At 42.8% G+C, this 17,413-nt stretch carries 21 protein-coding genes and 1 tRNA gene; all 22 read right to left on the minus strand.

What is annotated here, in order from left to right; translation table 11 throughout:
• Nucleotides 1-56: 56 nt before the first annotated feature.
• The gene (locus tag BN1691_RS11265) at nt 57-869 is read right to left on the minus strand and encodes a menaquinol-cytochrome c reductase cytochrome b/c subunit (protein WP_048602305.1); all 813 of its coding nucleotides are present in this window, start codon (nt 867-869) and stop codon (nt 57-59) included.
• A gap of 30 nt (nt 870-899) precedes the next feature.
• On the minus strand, nt 900-1,571 hold the full coding sequence (qcrB, locus tag BN1691_RS11270) for a menaquinol-cytochrome c reductase cytochrome b subunit (protein WP_048602306.1): 672 nt from the start codon (nt 1,569-1,571) through the stop codon (nt 900-902).
• Nucleotides 1,572-1,577: 6 nt separating this feature from the next.
• Entirely contained in the window at nt 1,578-2,105 is a 528-nt protein-coding gene (locus BN1691_RS11275; RefSeq protein ID WP_048602307.1) for a ubiquinol-cytochrome c reductase iron-sulfur subunit, read from the minus strand.
• A gap of 234 nt (nt 2,106-2,339) precedes the next feature.
• Entirely contained in the window at nt 2,340-2,909 is a 570-nt protein-coding gene (locus tag BN1691_RS11280) for a YpiB family protein (RefSeq protein WP_048602308.1), read from the minus strand.
• A gap of 232 nt (nt 2,910-3,141) precedes the next feature.
• Complete coding sequence (locus BN1691_RS11285) at nt 3,142-4,401, minus strand: tetratricopeptide repeat protein (RefSeq protein ID WP_048602309.1); 1,260 nt, start codon at nt 4,399-4,401, stop codon at nt 3,142-3,144.
• Nucleotides 4,402-4,539: 138 nt separating this feature from the next.
• The gene (locus BN1691_RS11290) at nt 4,540-5,133 is read right to left on the minus strand and encodes a zf-HC2 domain-containing protein (RefSeq protein ID WP_048602310.1); all 594 of its coding nucleotides are present in this window, start codon (nt 5,131-5,133) and stop codon (nt 4,540-4,542) included.
• A gap of 21 nt (nt 5,134-5,154) precedes the next feature.
• Nucleotides 5,155-5,733 carry an RNA polymerase sigma factor gene (locus BN1691_RS11295; protein ID WP_048602311.1) on the minus strand — a complete coding sequence of 193 codons (579 nt, stop codon included), beginning with the start codon at nt 5,731-5,733 and terminating at the stop codon, nt 5,155-5,157.
• Between the two features lie 82 nt (nt 5,734-5,815).
• Nucleotides 5,816-6,928, minus strand: a complete 1,113-nt coding sequence (locus BN1691_RS11300) for a hypothetical protein (protein WP_048602312.1) — start codon at nt 6,926-6,928, stop codon at nt 5,816-5,818.
• Between the two features lie 105 nt (nt 6,929-7,033).
• Nucleotides 7,034-7,813 (minus strand): CheR family methyltransferase, encoded by a 780-nt coding sequence (locus BN1691_RS11305; RefSeq protein WP_048602313.1) that lies wholly within the window; start codon nt 7,811-7,813, stop codon nt 7,034-7,036.
• A 110-nt stretch (nt 7,814-7,923) separates the two neighbouring features.
• Nucleotides 7,924-8,367, minus strand: coding sequence for a nucleoside-diphosphate kinase (gene ndk, locus BN1691_RS11310; protein ID WP_048602314.1), 444 nt, complete (start codon nt 8,365-8,367; stop codon nt 7,924-7,926).
• Nucleotides 8,368-8,476: 109 nt separating this feature from the next.
• Complete coding sequence (locus tag BN1691_RS11315; protein WP_048602315.1) at nt 8,477-9,439, minus strand: polyprenyl synthetase family protein; 963 nt, start codon at nt 9,437-9,439, stop codon at nt 8,477-8,479.
• Nucleotides 9,440-9,443: 4 nt separating this feature from the next.
• On the minus strand, nt 9,444-10,307 hold the full coding sequence (locus BN1691_RS11320; RefSeq protein ID WP_048602316.1) for a menaquinone biosynthetic enzyme MqnA/MqnD family protein: 864 nt from the start codon (nt 10,305-10,307) through the stop codon (nt 9,444-9,446).
• Nucleotides 10,308-10,311: 4 nt separating this feature from the next.
• Nucleotides 10,312-10,899 (minus strand): UbiX family flavin prenyltransferase, encoded by a 588-nt coding sequence (locus tag BN1691_RS11325; protein ID WP_048602317.1) that lies wholly within the window; start codon nt 10,897-10,899, stop codon nt 10,312-10,314.
• A gap of 28 nt (nt 10,900-10,927) precedes the next feature.
• On the minus strand, nt 10,928-11,797 hold the full coding sequence (locus BN1691_RS11330) for a UbiA-like polyprenyltransferase (RefSeq protein WP_048602318.1): 870 nt from the start codon (nt 11,795-11,797) through the stop codon (nt 10,928-10,930).
• The gene (locus tag BN1691_RS11335) at nt 11,794-12,540 is read right to left on the minus strand and encodes a demethylmenaquinone methyltransferase (RefSeq protein ID WP_048602319.1); all 747 of its coding nucleotides are present in this window, start codon (nt 12,538-12,540) and stop codon (nt 11,794-11,796) included. The genes BN1691_RS11330 and BN1691_RS11335 overlap by 4 nt, the downstream gene beginning before the upstream one ends.
• A gap of 59 nt (nt 12,541-12,599) precedes the next feature.
• Nucleotides 12,600-13,358 (minus strand): heptaprenyl diphosphate synthase component 1, encoded by a 759-nt coding sequence (locus BN1691_RS11340; protein WP_048602320.1) that lies wholly within the window; start codon nt 13,356-13,358, stop codon nt 12,600-12,602.
• A 128-nt stretch (nt 13,359-13,486) separates the two neighbouring features.
• A complete protein-coding gene (locus BN1691_RS11345) occupies nt 13,487-14,026 on the minus strand; it encodes a hypothetical protein (protein WP_048602321.1) in 540 nt (179 codons plus the stop codon).
• 62 nt (nt 14,027-14,088) lie between these two features.
• A complete protein-coding gene (gene mtrB, locus BN1691_RS11350; protein WP_147545861.1) occupies nt 14,089-14,316 on the minus strand; it encodes a trp RNA-binding attenuation protein MtrB in 228 nt (75 codons plus the stop codon).
• Between the two features lie 95 nt (nt 14,317-14,411).
• Nucleotides 14,412-14,488 (minus strand) — tRNA-Pro (locus BN1691_RS11355).
• A 73-nt stretch (nt 14,489-14,561) separates the two neighbouring features.
• The gene (folE, locus tag BN1691_RS11360) at nt 14,562-15,119 is read right to left on the minus strand and encodes a GTP cyclohydrolase I FolE (RefSeq protein ID WP_048602323.1); all 558 of its coding nucleotides are present in this window, start codon (nt 15,117-15,119) and stop codon (nt 14,562-14,564) included.
• A gap of 178 nt (nt 15,120-15,297) precedes the next feature.
• Nucleotides 15,298-15,570, minus strand: a complete 273-nt coding sequence (locus BN1691_RS11365; protein WP_048602324.1) for an HU family DNA-binding protein — start codon at nt 15,568-15,570, stop codon at nt 15,298-15,300.
• 289 nt (nt 15,571-15,859) lie between these two features.
• The gene (gene spoIVA, locus BN1691_RS11370; RefSeq protein WP_048602325.1) at nt 15,860-17,338 is read right to left on the minus strand and encodes a stage IV sporulation protein A; all 1,479 of its coding nucleotides are present in this window, start codon (nt 17,336-17,338) and stop codon (nt 15,860-15,862) included.
• Between the last annotated feature and the right edge of the window lie 75 nt (nt 17,339-17,413).

Below are 17,413 nucleotides of genomic sequence, written 5' to 3' on the forward strand. Positions count from 1 at the left end.
AAAAGCTGACCTTTATCGATCAGCTTTTAACTTGATTTTCATATAAGAATGTTTCTTTACTTTTGCTCGGAAAGCCACTGGGCAACGGCCTTGAGCTCATCATCGCTACCGTTGAAAAGGCCACCGGACATGATGGTGTCTGCGCGACCATTCTTGATCACATCATAGATCTCATCCTGTGAAAGACGTGAACCTACATCATTTAATGCTGGAGCCATCTGTGTACCACTCAAGTCATTACCATGACAGCTCAAACAACTTGCTTGCCCTAGGAGGATCTGCTCCCCATCTAGTGCCGTTGCAGAAGGCTGTTCACTATCATCAGCAGGAATGGCAACATTCTCCTCCACAGGTGGTGGTGTAGCTGTTTCATCACCTGTAGCATGGGAGGTGGCACCTTGATAGGTAAGATAGAAGATAGCTACAATGGCAAATAACATGACCCCTGTGGCAATGGGTCGTTGTGAAGGACGACGGTAGGGACTACGATCCAACCATGGAGCCAATAGCAACGAACCAAAAGCTAGACCTGGGATTACGAGAATGCCGATTAAGACAAAATCACCAGATGCCCAAGGATATTTCAATAGTTGATAGAGAAATAGAAAATACCAATCTGGTAATGGGATATAACTTGTATCCGTTGGGTTAGCTGGAGGCTCAAGTGGTGAGGGAGCCACGACAGTCAACACTAGAATTCCCATCAAAACAACAACTGCTACCATCCATTCTTTGAGTAAGAAATTGGGCCAGAATGGTTCTGTCTTCCCTGGGTACTCAGAATAGGAAGGCGAGATGTTGGGACGGCGGCCGTTCGCCCTAACCCGCGAATCACCTACGTATTTAATTTCATCCTTTGGATTACTCATCATTCTTCCTCCCTTTGTTCAGTCCGAATTTTATAGCGGACCTGAGATTCCTTGACGGCGTATCATGATAAAGTGGGCTGCTAAGAGACCCAGCAAGGCAGCCGGTAGGAAGAAGACGTGGATTGCAAAGAAACGCGTTAATGTTACCGCACCTACGATTGGTCCGCCTAATAGAAGGCTTTGAAGATAGGTACCAATGAGCGGCACCTGACCTGCAATCTCCACACCAACCTTCGTTGCAAAGTACGCCTTCTGATCAAAGGGTAATAGATAGCCAGTAAAGCCTAACCCTAACATGACAAAAAAGATAAGTACGCCAACAACCCAGTTTAACTCCCGTGGCTTCTTATATGCGCCCTGGAAGAAAACGCGTAACGTATGTAAAAACATCATTACAATGACAAGACTTGCTCCCCAATGGTGCATGCCTCGAACAATATCACCAAATGGCACTTGGTACTGGATATATTTGGTAGATTCATAGGCATTCTTAATATCAGGAACAAAGTACATCGATAAAAACATGCCGGATAAAATTTGGATGACGACGATGAAGAAGGTTAATCCACCAAAGCAGTAGACAAATGCAGAAAAGTGATGAGCTGGGTTCACATGTTCAGGAACCTCATGGTCAGCAAAATCACGCCATAATGGAGTAACATCAAGACGTTCATCGATCCAATCGTATAGTTTTCTAAGCATCGGTTCCTACGCCCCCCTCTCCTTCGACCACGCACTAACATACAATACCTTTTCACCATTCAGTTCGCGAACTTCGTAGCTATGGGTATTAAGTGGCTTCTTAGGTGGTGTATTGGGTACGTTCACACCATCCTTGTAGTAGCGCCCATCATGACATGGACAATAATACTGTCCCGCATAGTTCGGATTGGTGTCCCATTGAATTAAACATCCCAAATGCTTACATGTTGGGTCTAGGACCAAAAACTCATCCTTTTCTGCGTCATAAGTAACCCATGCAGTGGTATCTTTCTCGTAGGGATACCAGCCATCCTGGATCTTTACAGTAAAGTGCACTTCCCTGGGTTCTGGACCAAACTCGGATATTGGCAAAGTTGGAATCATATCAGCGCCTGCTGCATCTACACGCAACATGGGATCAATGGCAAAGCGAACCATTGGGGTGAGCATGGCAGCTGCCATGAATCCACCAACGCCAGTTAAGGTATAATTCAAAAATTGTCGCCGTGAAAGGTCCTGATGCTTCTCACTCATGATCTCTTCCCCCCTACTCTTCACAATCTCTCTACTTATAAATAATAACGTTGCACACGTTACCACTATTTGCACATTTCCATCATAGTTTACCTCCATATATCTGTCAAGTAGATTAAGGGAGGAAGTGATTTCCCCTATCTAAATTTTACAAACTAGTGAGTAAGCGATCAGTAGAGTTGGTTTTGATGATAAAAAGGGGACAGCTTCATCCAATACCGTCCCTACTAAAAATTATTGAAAAATTGAAATCTCTTGAGCCTCTAGAAGGGCCAAACGCTTTGAAAGCTCATGGAAGCGTTGACCATCTCGATGATCAAGGGCTTCATCGATGGCCTCCTTCAGCCAAATCATTTGCTTTTCATAGTACGCCTTCTCTAATACCATCTCTGCAAACACTTCAATGACAGGGTGATCCTCAATATGGTGAACTGAACCCCAATGATTCTCTAATACAGCGGAGTACTCCTTCGAATGCTCTTTATCCTTAAAGAATAAGCCGATAAAGATCTCCTCATGAGGATTGGAACGAATATCATGAAATGCTTTCTCTACACTAGGTGTAACTCGGTTATTCTTATAGAACTTGAAAGGGGTAGTATGAACACAGTTGGTGGAAATAATGATCAGCTTAGGTAGATTGGCAAAGTAATCCGTAAAATGCACCTTCTCTAATAGCTTATGATGAGTCATGACATAATGGAGCAACCATGCAGCTTCTTTTTTCTTCAATGTATAATGATTAAGAAAATATTGTAGAAACTCCTTTTTTTCATGCAGGCTGACAGCCTGTTTCACAATCATCACTCCACTTCTCTACTCGGTCATATTTTTAGCCAAGCCTTTAGCTGAATCCAGCCAATAAGCAGTAATTCCATTGTCAAGCCCTAATTATGTTATTTATATCCATTACTATTCGTTTCCTTTCTTTTTTTTCCTTTTTTTATTTTCATTACTTTTAACTTCACTCCGAAAGCAGAATTTATTACGATCAAAAAAGACAGGGTTAGAATCCCTGTCCATCTACACAATCATTCTATTCTTCTTGATAGCGTTGAATAATCTCAAGTATCTCTTCTTGATACGGGTCGATATGGAGAGAGTGTTCCCAGCACACAATAGCTTCGCTTACTTCACCGTTTTCCAATAATAAATATCCCATATCCTTCCATGCTACCTTGTCTTCTGGATTGAGAGATAAATGGTGACGCATTGCTTGAATTGCCTCAGGAATTTGCTCTAGCTCCTGTAGCACGCGAGCATAAGCCCAATGTACATCCTGATAATCACTACTGCGCTGAATACATGCTTGATAGGCTGTGGCAGCTTCTTCCCACTTATCTTGACCCCGATAGAGTTCTCCAACTAAGTACCAGTATGGCGGATACTCTTCAAGATCGGCCTGTAAGCGATGGATTAATGATTCAGCCTCTCCATAGCGATGCTGTTGAACATAGAGGGTAAGTAACTGTATAGCAATCTCCGCATCTTCTGGATTATAGGTGAGATAGCGATTCCACATCGTTTGAGCTTGCTCTAGATCCTGTTGATGATAATAGGCCTCCCCCAATAAACGGTACGCTTGGATGTACTCAGGATCTTGACGAATTACCTCTTTTAAATAGCTCTCAGCAAGAAGATAATCCTTTAACTGACTAGCTATAAAGCCTGCTTTATAGAGGATGGTAACCGATTTTGCATCCCGTTGAAGCAACTCCTGATAACAGGCTAACGCTTCTTCGAAATGACCACTGTAGGCTGCATCATCACCTTCTAATTCAAGGCGCTGATCAGAGAGTAATTCAGGCTCTTCTGTTTCCATGTCCGTATGTATTTCTAGTCCTGCAGCTGTACGAACGTAGTGCCATGCATCCTGAATAGAAGTATCATGGGGTGCTAGTTGACGAGCATGATCGATGTACTCGTAAGCGACTTCTGGCATATCTAATAGCATCGAGGTATCTGCTAGCAGGACTAAGAGACGAAGGTGATTAGGATACTCCTCCTTACACAAGAGCAGTTCAGCCCACGCATCTTCAATCTCTCCTTCATCCAATTGAATCTCTGCCATTAATAGCTGCCCATCAATATCAGCAACAGCGATGAGTGGCTCTAATAGCTTTTTTGCCTTCTCCATATGTCCCAATTCATAGTAGAGCTCTGCTAAAGTTAGCATTTGATCATGGTTTAGCTCAGTCTCTTCTAATAATGCGAGTTGTTGAAGCCCTGCTTCTATTTCTCCAGCAATTAACAGATTTTCAGCCTGATCCAGCTGTTCTTCAAACGAATGTCCCATCATCTCTCAACCTTTCTATGGAAAACAAGCTGTTTCTCTTTTTCAAAGCTTGGCAGTACACTACTCTAACTGCATAGGCTAGCCTTATTAGTTACAGTGCTGGGATAAAGCAGAAAAAACCGTTCATTCAAACGGTTTTTAACTAACTCTAGTGAGCCAACACATTCCTAAGACAATGATTGTGGTTCCAAATAGAGTTCCAATAATCCAGTAATCGATGGGTGAAGTGAATTGATCTACAGTATAAACCACGGGTTCACTAATACTAGCAACGACAGAATTCTCTTCCACCAACGCTGAAGAGTCTGCCTGTGATTCAGCCCAAGAAAGTTGAACCCAGCTTTTGTCAATATCGGTCACGCGTGAGTCTTGTACTGTGATAAACATGAAAGATAAGGAGAGTGTAACCAGCAAGAGAACTGCGATTAAGGAGCCAACTCTTCTAAGTTGCTCAGAGAGTTGAAACTTTCTTTTAGTGATGGGAACTGCCCACTTATTCTCTTCACGGATCCGATCCATGATATTGCCCATCATAAAGTTATCCGTAGAGAACTGGGATGAGTGCACTTGGTGCTCTGGCTCTACCCACTCCATACTACGCTTAATAACTTGGTGCTCCTCAGCACAATCCAAACAGCCCTTCAAGTGATGCATGATATAACGGCATTCTATCTCGCTAAGTCTTCCTGCTTCCATATCAAGAAGTTTGGCCTGTACTTCTTCACACTTCATGGCTTCCGCCCTTCCTTACGATCATTTCACCGCCTTTATCTGTTTATCATCAAAATAGTATTCTAACTGATCCTTTATACTATTTCGAGCACGAAATAGTAACGACTTGACCGAACTAACAGTGGCATTTAATAAGATAGCAATCTCCTTATAATCCAACTGTTCGTACTCTCGGAGGATAATAGCTGCTCGTTGTTTTTCAGGTAGATTATTGATAGCCTGTCGCACTAAATCCTCACGCTCAAATCGTAGAACCTCTTGTTCAGGTAGGCGGTCGGTAGATTCCTTTGGTAGTATGTAGTTATCTTCTAAGTAAACCTCTGTATTCTTACTTTTACGAAGTTCACTAAGTACAGTATTTCTCGCAATGGTGTATAGCCAAGTTGAAAAGGAGGCTTCAACGTCTCGGAATGAATGAATATTTTTAAATGCCTTATAGAAAGTCTCCTGCGTTAAATCTTCTGCAAGGGCTTCCACATGGCTATTACGCAGCATATGAAGAATAAACATGAGAATCTTTTTTTCATATCTGCGAATTAATTCAGCGTATAGCTCAATATTACCATCTTTTATCTCACGAACAATTTGTGAATCGGTCATGTGAGGAACCTCCTGTTCCTGCGCTGTCCGTCTCTTTCACTGTTCTACTAATATAGACACGTGAACGCGCAGTTTGTTGCGATCAATGGCTACCAAATGAATAACTACATAGCAGATTTCCCTGTCCCCGCGGCCAATGGGGGGCAGGCATTGTAATCAATTGCCCACGAAGCATTATAAATTGTGGAAAATAAAGCTCCTCATATAGTAAATTATCGGAAGAAATGCCTTTCGTCAATAGGGCTGGGCGCTGAAAAAAGAGAAGATCTGCATCTGCTCCATGGCGGATGGTTCCCTTTCTTCCATGCCAGCCATAATACTGGGCAATTCGATAGGAAGATGCGGTTAGCCAACTCTCTACATGGGGTATACGATTAAGTGTTGTAAAAGGTTTTGGGTTTCCAACTTTTTTCATTAATAATCTTGTTTGATTATAGTTTAACAATTCTTCTGGTGAGGTATAAAAAAAGTATGGTACTTGGTGACGGGTAAGCTTGTCAATCAAAGCGGACTGATATTTGTCGAGATATGGGAGCAGCCCTACAAGTTGATGGGTCTGAAGACGTGCGAACCACGCATAAGGAAGGCTCAAATACTTAACACCATATGCGAATTGCTCTCTCATCGGGATTCTCTTGATACCTCTAGGGTTAGAGACCAATTGGTGATTGATAGAGGGATAAATGCTAAAGAACATCTCATATTGTAGCCTATATCGCCTGAGCTGAGCAAGCCCCTGTTGAACTTGATCTTCCGTTGCCAATAAGTAGATATGGGTAAATTTTACTTTTTTCCACAAAGCAATGAGCTCTGGTTGGAGATCGCTTAAGGGAAAGATAGGCAAAAGATAGTAGTCGAAGGGTAGATTAAGATGCTTAGATGTCTCTCTCGCTAACCAACGCTGCGGCGCATCATAATCTGGCTGTGTCACAAGACGAGGGATCAATAATGTTGTAATACCAGCACGGACATAATACTCCCAGTTCTCTGGAGCAGAAATACTTCGGTAAGAGTCTATGCTATGACTGATTCGACCAGGCATGATGAGATAGTCCGAAGCGTCAAGGTGAGTACATTCATTGAATGGAGTGATATGACGATCAATTTTTACGATTTTACCATTCTCAATGAGAATGTCATAGATTCCCCAATAATTACGACTCCAGATCATTGCACGATGAATCAACCAACGCATCCGCTTCCCTTCCTTCCCCCACCTCTCCTTCTATCTATTGTATAAGCTACTCGTAAAATTATGAAAAAAAGATGGCGGAAGAGAATCATCGCCATCTCCTATCCACTATTCCATTTTACGATAAAAGAACGTGTCTTCGGTTACAAACTGGTAACGTTGAGGTTGGAAGATTTGTTCTGTGCTTCCAACGAAAAGAATTCCACCCGGTCGTAATGCTTGACTAAATTTAGCATAGATCTGATCCTTCGCCTCTTCTGTAAAGTAGATCATCACATTACGACAGATGATGAGGTCATAACCGCTTCCATAGGGATCTGCTAAGAGATTATGCCGTTTAAACTGAATGCGATTTTTAATCTCATCAGAAATGGCGTAGAACTCTCCTTCCTTACGAAAATAACGCTGTAGTAAGGGAGTAGGAATACCTTGGATCGCTCGTTCATTGTAGAGGCCGATTTTGGCCCGAGCGATGGCATTTTCGTCGATATCGGTGGCCAAGATGGAAGCATTTCGATCATAGCCCAACTGTTTTAAGATGAGAAGTAATGTATAAGGCTCCTCGCCAGTAGAGCACGCTGCACTCCAGCATTGAAGCCGTCCTGTTTTTTGAACTAACTTGGGAAGTATTTTATTCTGAAGCACTTGCCAGCGCCCATCATTCCGATAAAACTCTGAGACATTGATCGTCATCTTATCAAGGAACTCATAATATAATGTTGCATCACGATCTAGAGCATGAAAAAATTGGACAAACGTCGGGAACTCTCGTTTATTGCGTAAAGAGGTGAGGCGCCGCTTCATTTGTGCCTCTTTGTATTGACTCAAATCGATCCCCGATTTACGGTAAATTAGACGAATAAACTCCTGGTAGTCTTTATCCTCCATACCCTTCTTCCCCCATTGCCATATCCTCTTCTATCTCAATGCGATATCTTTATTATAAGAAAAGAAGGGCAGTACGTGCCTTACCCTTCTTCCATAATGCTAATTGATTCTTACGACCACTTTTCAATATCCTTTTCGTATGCTAATACTTCATCTGCTGTAAACCAGAGATTGATTTCACGTTCAGCATTAGCTGGTGAATCAGAGCCATGAATCACATTCATACCGATGCTGGTAGCGAAGTCGCCACGAATAGTGCCTGGTGCAGCATCCTTTGGATTGGTGGTGCCCATCATTTTCCGAGCTTCAGCAATCACGCCTTCGCCAGCCCAAACCATGGCGAAAACGGGACTAGATGTGATGAATTGAACCAGCTCGCCGAAGAAAGGCTTGTCAGATAACTCAGCATAGTGTTTTTCTGCAAGGGCACGATCCACTTGCATTAATTTAGCACCGACTAAACGGTAGCCTTTCTTTTCAAAGCGGGCAACAATTTCACCAACTAAGCCACGTTGTACGCCATCAGGCTTTACCATTAAAAATGTTTTTTCCATTATGGAACCTCCTCGATATGTATCTTTAGTTGTAACCGAAGAAATTGTAGCAAAAAGGGAGAGGTAAAGCAAGAACTCCTCATCTTACCTACCTCTCCACCTGCTGAGGCTAAAAGTTACGTTTTTCAATAAACTGTGTAATATTGTATAGTGTATCCCTCGTACGAATCGCCGGCAATTGCTCCAGCGCCTTGCGTGATTTATTCAAATATTTCATGGTGATTTCACGAGAAAATTGAATTCCGCCATGGTTCGTGATATATTGGATGATCTCTTCATCCGCGATTCCATTTCGTTCCTCTAACATCTGGCGTAGCTTCTCACCATGCTCGGGATGATTATAAGTATAAAGGGCAGGAAGCGTAATATTACCTTGTAAAAGATCACTGCCAGCTGGTTTTCCCATCTTCTTAGCATCTCCAGTATAGTCCAAAATATCATCAGTTATTTGGAAAGCCATACCGAGATTATAGCCGTATCGATAGAGATGATGAGCATCCTTCATCCCTACTTCAGATGATAATGCCCCTAATTGACAGCTAACAGCAATGAGTAAAGCGGTCTTTCTTTTAATTCTCCGTAGATAATTACGGAAGGTTTGATCCCAGCTATGGAGATCGCGTAATTGTTCAATCTCGCCGATGCTCATTTCTACTAGAGCGCGGGAGAATTGCTGATGAATCTTGGGATTGGACAAGGTGGTTACCTGCTCTAGTGCCTTCGCCAAAATAAAATCCCCTGTATACATAGCAACTCGATTATCCCACTTTGCTTTGACCGTAGGTTGTCCACGACGTGTATCTGAATCATCGATGACATCATCATGGACCAACGTTGCCATATGAATCAGTTCAAGAGAGATAGCGAGACGGTACAAAGCATCATTCTTTGGTTGGCCAAACCTACCGCAAAGCAGTGCCAGCGCAGGGCGTAAACGTTTCCCCCCAGCTTGGAGAAGATGCTGAGAGCTCGATTCTAATTCAGCCACATCACATTGAACTGCTTCTGCTATCCCCTTTTCAACATAGCCTATATCTCCACGTAATTCAAAATACAGATCAGTTAATTTCATGGAATCACCCGTTTATTCGCATGGTAGGTGCCTCGGTAAAGCAGAACTTTAATTGCACAGCCTGCTTTAATAGCCCCATTTCCGTTGCAAGATCATAATAATGTTGAAGACCAGCACGATGCTCCTCGTTAAAGTCATAGGAGAGGATAGAGAAATAGGTCTGCCAGTGAATTTCTGAACCACCAAAATGGTTCATGGCATATTGGATCACTTCACCTATCTGGGCACGACCTCGTTGTTTACTCTGAATAAAGCCTTGATAGACCGCATACAACTGATCACTATACTGTTGAACCACTTCATCACGGACAGCCCAAACTGCAAATGTCATGGGATAGCCGGTATAGTGGTACCAGAGATCGCCTAAATCATAAACGAGATAGCCTGGATTGTTCCAATTGGATAATGTAGCATCATCACCGATGAGAATACAGGCATCATGCTGTTTCATCATGCGTTGAAGGCTAGACTCCATCACGGTATAGCTTGGTTTTCCACCAATGAACTTCTCCATAATGATCTTAAACAGATTAATGGAAGTAGCTGATTGATTGGTAAGAGCAATGGATGATTCCTTTAATAGATGTAAAGGTTTCTTTGAAAAAAGTAAGACCGTCATCACTTTACCTGTGGAGCTAATGGAAAGATTGGGTAATAATGAATAATGATGAGCATTCTCTCCATATGCAAAGGCGGAGATAGGTCCAAGATCAATGCTGCCTTCTTTCATCTTTTTATTCAGCTCTGCAGGAACCTGCGGAATAAATTCCACATATTTTCCAAGGGATGCTTCATCAAAAAAGTGATACACCGGTAAGATGTTCGTAAAAGTAATTTTCCCCACCTGTAATTTTCTCTGTTGATTCACCTAGTTATTCCCCCCATCTACGAAAGAGGTGATGTTCAACTCCTAAATTATCTAAGACTTTCCCTACTACAAAATCAATGAGATCCTCCATGGTTTGAGGATGATGGTAGAAGCCAGGCATGGCAGGAATAATCTTGGCTCCCACTTGTGCAAGCTTCAACATATTCTCAAGGTGAATCTGATTTAGTGGCGTTTCACGTGGTACAAGAATTAAAGTCCGCCCTTCCTTCAACATCACATCTGCTGCACGCTCAAGTAAGTTTCGTGATGCACCATGGGCAATACTTGAGAGTGTGCCCATGGAACATGGAACCACGACCATGCCATCGGCAGGATAGGAGCCGCTAGCGATAGGAGCCTTGAAATCCCGCATCGTATGATACTCTAAGTCCCCCGACCTCATCCAGTCTTGGAGAATCACCTCGCGATTAGAGGTATCCCAGCCCAATTCTTCGTAAAATACTTGCCAGGCTGCTTCACTGATCATCAGATGGACATGATGACCTTCCTGAAGTAATACCTGAGTCAAGCGGACCCCATATTGAGCGCCACTGGCACCTGTAATGGCTACTGCGATACGTTTTTGAACCAAAGGAACTCCCTACCTTCTATTTTACAACTTAACCAAATAGAAAATTAAGCAATGTAAATGTGAAAATTACCACACTTAAAACTCCATTCATAGTAAAGAAAGCTGTATTCAACTTGGATAAATCATTGGGTGAAACTAAGGAGTGCTCATAGATTAAAATGAAGATGGCTAAAAGAACGCCAAGTAAGTATGTGTAGCCCACTGGTGTTAAGTAATAAAGGGCGACTAAGCCAATCACTGCTAGAATATGAAGAAGCTTAGAGATTCGAAGACCCCCAGCAATACCGAAGCGTACAGGAATAGAATGGAGTCCTTCTTTACGATCAAAGTCTACATCCTGACAAGCATAGATCACATCAAAGCCTGCAGTCCAGGCAGCCACCAATAAAAAGAGAACGATCCCATGCCAATCCACCTGAGCTGTGGTACCAACCCAGCCACCGAGAGGGGCTAGTCCAATGGCAACACCTAACACAAGATGGCAAGCCCATGTAAAACGTTTAGTATAAGAGTATAAGACAAGAATAAAGACCGCTAAAGGAAGTAAGTAAACAGCAAGACGATTCAATTGATATGCTGCAAGAAATAATACCGCAAAAGAAACAATAATAAAAATCGTAACTGCTTGAGCTGAAATTTGACCTGCTGGAATCGCACGTGTTGCTGTTCGAGGATTGCTTGCATCAATGAATCGGTCGATTAACCGATTGAGGGCCATCGCAGCACTTCGCGCCCCTACCATGGCCACCGTGATCCACCCAATCTGTGCCCATGTAGGCCATGTACCGTTCACATCGAAGCTACCCAAAATCGCCCCCATATAGGCAAATGGTAATGCGAAGATTGTATGCTCAAACTTGATCATTTCTAGAATAACTTTTATCTTTTTAATCATTATTGCTCACTTCCCATCGCTGGATCAGCTGGCTTCGTTCCAAGATGCATTGCTGCTACACCACCGGAAAACAGCTTCACTTCAACCTTCTTCATCCCAGCATCTTCGAACATCTTGCGTAATTGAACGCTATCTGGAAAATTAGTTAGCGAGGTGGGAAGCCACTTATATTCATCATACTTCTTTACGAACAGTTTCCCCATTAAGGGTAAAATGTTATAAAAATAAAAATAGAATAAAGAACGGAACCATGCTTTGGGGGGCTTGGACACTTCAAGGGAGACGATCTGTCCGCCAGGACGAACAACACGAACCATCTCTGATAAAACCTGCTGAATGTCAGGAACATTACGGAGGGCAAAACCGATGGTGGCATAATCAAAAGTATTGTCTGGGAAAGGAAGTTTCATCGCATCTCCCAAGACTAATTCAACATGTTGATCAAGATGTTCTTGCTTCACCTTCTCTTTCGCAATGGTAAGCATCTGTTCACTAAAATCAAGACCTACTACATGACCGGTGGGACCTACTTCTTTACCTAGCTCAATGGCCCAATCGGCAGTTCCACATGCTATATCAATAGCACGCTCTCCAGCTTTAACGCCCATCTTCTTCATCGTATATTTACGCCAAGCACGATGACGACCAAAGCTGATAATCGAATTCATTCGATCATAATCTTTCGCAATACTTTCAAAGACTTGATGTACAAAAGCTCGCTTCTCTTCTTGTTGCACTTTTTCCATCTCTCCCCATCAACATGGTTATCCTTTATAACGAACAGTAGATTAGTCTGTGAGTGTTGCTAAAGTACGGAGACGGGACCCTCTGATATATCCACACCCATTTTCTCATTGATATATTGGAGTGTACTTTGGATAAATTGGGTTATCGCTGTTTCTGTATCCCCATGAGGATCGCTTATATCATCCCAATGTATAATCGCTTCTTGTTGAAGAAGCTGCAATTGTTCTTCAATCTGAACCATCTCATTCGCTGGATCCCATCGTACTTGTGCTAATCGTTCTAAAAGTATCAGAGCATGCTTGATCGCCTGGGCTGTGGGTAAGCATTCCTTAAAAATCACTTGGAAAAGAGAGAGATCACGTTTCCACAAGAGCGCATGGCGCTGATCTGGCGTCCATGAGTCCTTAAGGTAGAGTTCCATCTTCGCTTCATTGATTGAACCGATGGCTTGGGCAAAGTGATGAATCAAAGAGATTCGCCCTCGTATTGCCAATTGTTCATAATAACGACTACTGAAGAAATCACCAGCTAAAACAGTGAGCTGACGCTTCCTGTATAACCAAGCATCATGCTCTTCTCCTACGCTCACCTGTTCATGATGATTGAGTGCCATCTGAATCAGTAATGCAGGCAAGACTAACTCTTCTCTATCCTTAGGTTTTATCAGTGCTTGTCGGAGTAATTGTATAACCAGAATCCAGCTGGTCTGATCCAATGGAGGATAGGTGACATAGTTTGACAGGTATGAATGGTTTGTTAGTTGTACCGCTCTCTGCGACAAGATGTTATATTCCTCGATTGCATTCAGTTCTTTCATCCTCGTTCCTCCATTATTTCGCATTCATAACAGAACTCACAAGACGCCCATTATTATCCATTCGTCAAGGATACGTAAATTCTTGACCAATCATTAAAAAGTATATCATAAAAGCATGGGGGGAACACCTATTGGATCGATTCCTTTGATCCTTTTGTATTATACCAACTTTCCCATACAGTTGTCTCATGCAAATCACCGATCTGCTTCAAATATTCTTTGAGTGAGAGCAGTTCAGTAGGCTGATGTGCTTGCAGATCCTCTCGAAGCGTTGTATGCGTAAGCATTAAGATCTTATTCTGTGAATCATGGATAAAAATACGTGTAACCATCTGCTCCACATTGGAGGTTTGTGCATAGATTAACTCCGTAGTCTCCTTCACAAGCTTGTACGTCTTCTCTGCTGATTGTAGCGCTGTTAAATGATAATCGATCTCTAGACCACCATTGAGCCAACGAACCTGCCCTACCTGTTCCACAGCGGGAAGGCGGATGATCAAATCCGGGATACCTTCTTCAGTTAGTGTGACACTCTTGTTGAGACGTAATACAGGAACTTCTCCAGTTTGATGTTGTTTAAAGCCATCCACAATAGGTAATAGAGTCAAAAGCATTGCAAGGATGATCCCAAGAATAAGGGAGAAGCCAAGCCCTCTACTCAATTTCATGGCAATTCCTCCTCTTATTCTATTCATACAACAAAAAAAGCAGGCTATGACTAACGCCTGCTTTACGCTTTTGAATCTGATTCCATTTGGGCAAAACTGGAGATCACGGAAGCTTTTCCACGGATTTTCATAGCAGAAGTGGTATCTGTAAATTGAACGATGAGCACCTCACCCTTATCCAACTTCTCAGTGTGATGAAATTTAGTCGTCTGCCCCCGTGTCAAACCCATGACTTGAACGCCATTCTCTTCTGCTTTAATCATTATGAATGCTTGTTCGGCCACGTCCATGCTCCTTTTCATCTCTTTTCATGAAAAAACCATGATTTCTAAGAAGAACCCATGGTTACTTACCGTTACTAATGAAATTACGATAGATACATAGATGGTCGGGATGGCCGGATTTGAACCGACGACCTCCACACCCCCAGTGTGGCGCGCTACCAAGCTACGCTACATCCCGTTTTGCTGACAAGACTTATTGTATTCAATATTACATGCCTTGTCAACGTTCATTTTTTCCTATCCTCATGCGTCTATCCGCGGATCAGCTGTATAACCTCTTCACGAGCATGTGTATCCGTTTCAAAGATTCCACGGGCGGCGATGGTTACTGTTTTGGAACCAGGTTTCTTTACACCGCGCATGGTCATGCACATATGCTCGGCTTCAACCACCACAATGGCACCATGGGGCTCTAACGTCTCCATAATGGAATTGGCAACGGTAGAGGTGATCCGCTCTTGCAATTGAGGACGGCGTGCCACAGCCTCTACAGCGCGAGCTAGCTTAGATAAGCCTGTCACACGACCACCCTTCGGGATATAGCCAACATGTGCTACACCAAAAAAAGGTACTAAATGATGCTCACACATGGAATAGAAGGGAATATCCTTCACTAAGACCAGTTCCTCATGCTCCTCTGAAAAAACGACTTGAAAATATTCGCGGGGATCCTGCTGGAGACCACTAAACACCTCTTCGTACATCTTTGCAACTCGTTTTGGTGTATCGAGTAAGCCTTCACGATTTGGATCTTCACCGATGGCCTCTATGATCATTCGAACTGCTTGCTCGAGCTTTTCTTGATCCATCGTTAATGTTCATCCTCCTCTATTTTCTATCCAGGTCGATTGATATCTCCCTATGAATTAGCCCTTTTATTTAGTACTTCCTTTATAGATATAACACAAGAGTGGATGAAAGGTAAATACTACATGCTCATGTGAAAAAACCCACACCGAAGTGTGGGTTTATGTATTCAGCGAATAATTACTGAATCTCTTCTTTTAAGCCTTTACCAGGTTTAAAAGCAGGAACTTTACTAGCAGCAATTGTGATTTCTTCACCAGTTTGAGGATTGCGACCTTTACGGGCAGCACGTTCACGTACCTCAAATGTTCCAAAACCAATCAATTGAACTTTTTCCCCGTCTTTTAATGCTCCGCTAATGGATGCGAAGACTGCTTCAACTGCTTTTGTTGCATCTTTTTTAGTCAATTCTGTTACTTCTGCAACTTTTGCAATCAATTCTGTTTTGTTCATTTCTTCACCTCCTCCCAAGGTCTTATGAATGTTCACTATCTTTGTAACCCATTTTGCAGGATTTTATACTGAAAATCAAGCAAAAAATAGTGAAAAAACCAGTTTTATCAACGTTTTTTAATAAAATGGGTCTAAAGTACTTTTAAAAAGGTCTTCCTAATTCTAGAAAACTAACTAATACCATGGCTATCTTAAATCATCTACTCGCCATCTTGCAAGTAGTTTTGCAAAAAAAAAAGAAGAAATCGCGTGATTACACACAATTTCCTCTTTTTTTCGGAATATGAACCTAGAGTATAATCGCAATCAAGCCTCCAGATCCCTCGTTAACAATCCGCTCCAATGTCTCTTGCAATTTATAACGAGCATTCTCTGGCATCATCGACAGTTTTCCAGAAATACCTTCTTTTACAATGGAATTGAGTGAGCGTCCGAATATTTCTGAATTCCAAATAGCTTGGGGATCCTCTTCAAAATCCTGCATCAAATAACGAACCAATTCCTCACTCTGCTTCTCTGTACCAATAATGGGTGCGAACTCATAATCCACATCCACCTTGACCAGATGAAGGGAGGGCGCTTTTGCACGAAGGCGTACGCCATAGCGTGCTCCCTGTCGGATCAGCTCTGGCTCATCCAATACCATTTCTTCTAAAGTGGGTGGAGCGATACCATAGCCTGTTGCTCGTACTGATTCCAAGGCATCTGCTACCTGATCATACTCTTTTTTTGCTTTACTAAATTGCTGCATCAGCTGTAAGAGATGAGCCTTATCCTTGATCTCCACGCCGACGGTTTCCATTAGGATCTGATCATAGAGTGCCTCTGGTGCATGCAAATCAATCTCAGCAATCCCTTGCCCCATATTGATGGATGAAAGATTAGCCTGTTCGATATATTCATACTGGTCGAAATTGCCCATCACCCGATCCACATCGCGCAGACGGCGAATATCCTGAATCGTCTCGCGAACTGCTTCTTCGTAATGATTGCGAAGCCAATGTCCATCCTCCAATACCATCACCCAGGAGGGAAGGTTCACATTCACTTCGTGGACGGGGAATTCGAAGAGTACCTCTTTCATAATCTGGAGAATATCTGTCTCCCGCATGGTCTCCACACTGACAGCAACCACCGGGATATCATATTTCTCAACCAATTCCATGCGGAGGCTCTCCGTCTCTTCACGCTCCGGATTGAGCGTATTAAGAACAACAATAAAGGGTTTTCCCACCTCTTTCAACTCTTGTATAACCCGTTCTTCTGCTTCCACGTAGGCGCCACGAGGTAGATCCGTCACTGTTCCATCGGTGGTCACCACAATTCCTAAGGTGGAGTGATCTTGAATCACCTTTTTCGTTCCTAATTCAGCTGCTTCATGAAAGGGAACAGGCTGGTCGTACCAAGGTGTACTAATCATACGAGGGCCATTCTCATCTTCATACCCTTGTGCTCCTTCTACAGCATACCCTACGCAATCAACAACGCGTACATTCACATCGAGACCTTCGTCTACATGGATGCCAATCGCTTGATTAGGAACAAATTTTGGTTCTGTTGTCATGATGGTTTTTCCTGCTGCACTCTGGGGTAGCTCGTCAATGGCCCGTTCTCGGTCTGCTTCATTCATGATGTTAGGAATAACGATTGCATCCATAAAACGCTTGATAAACGTGGATTTTCCTGTACGAACAGGACCAACAATGCCTAAATAGATATCGCCCCCCGTACGCTCTGCAATATCCTGAAAAATATCGACGCGTTCCATCCCTTTTCCTCCTTATCACCTGGACTCCCGTCATCTTCCTGACATGGACAACCCGTTAAGAGTAATGGGTTATGC

Source organism: Rubeoparvulum massiliense, assembly GCF_001049895.1.
In the GTDB taxonomy this organism is placed as follows: Bacteria; Bacillota; Bacilli; order Rubeoparvulales; family Rubeoparvulaceae; genus Rubeoparvulum; species Rubeoparvulum massiliense.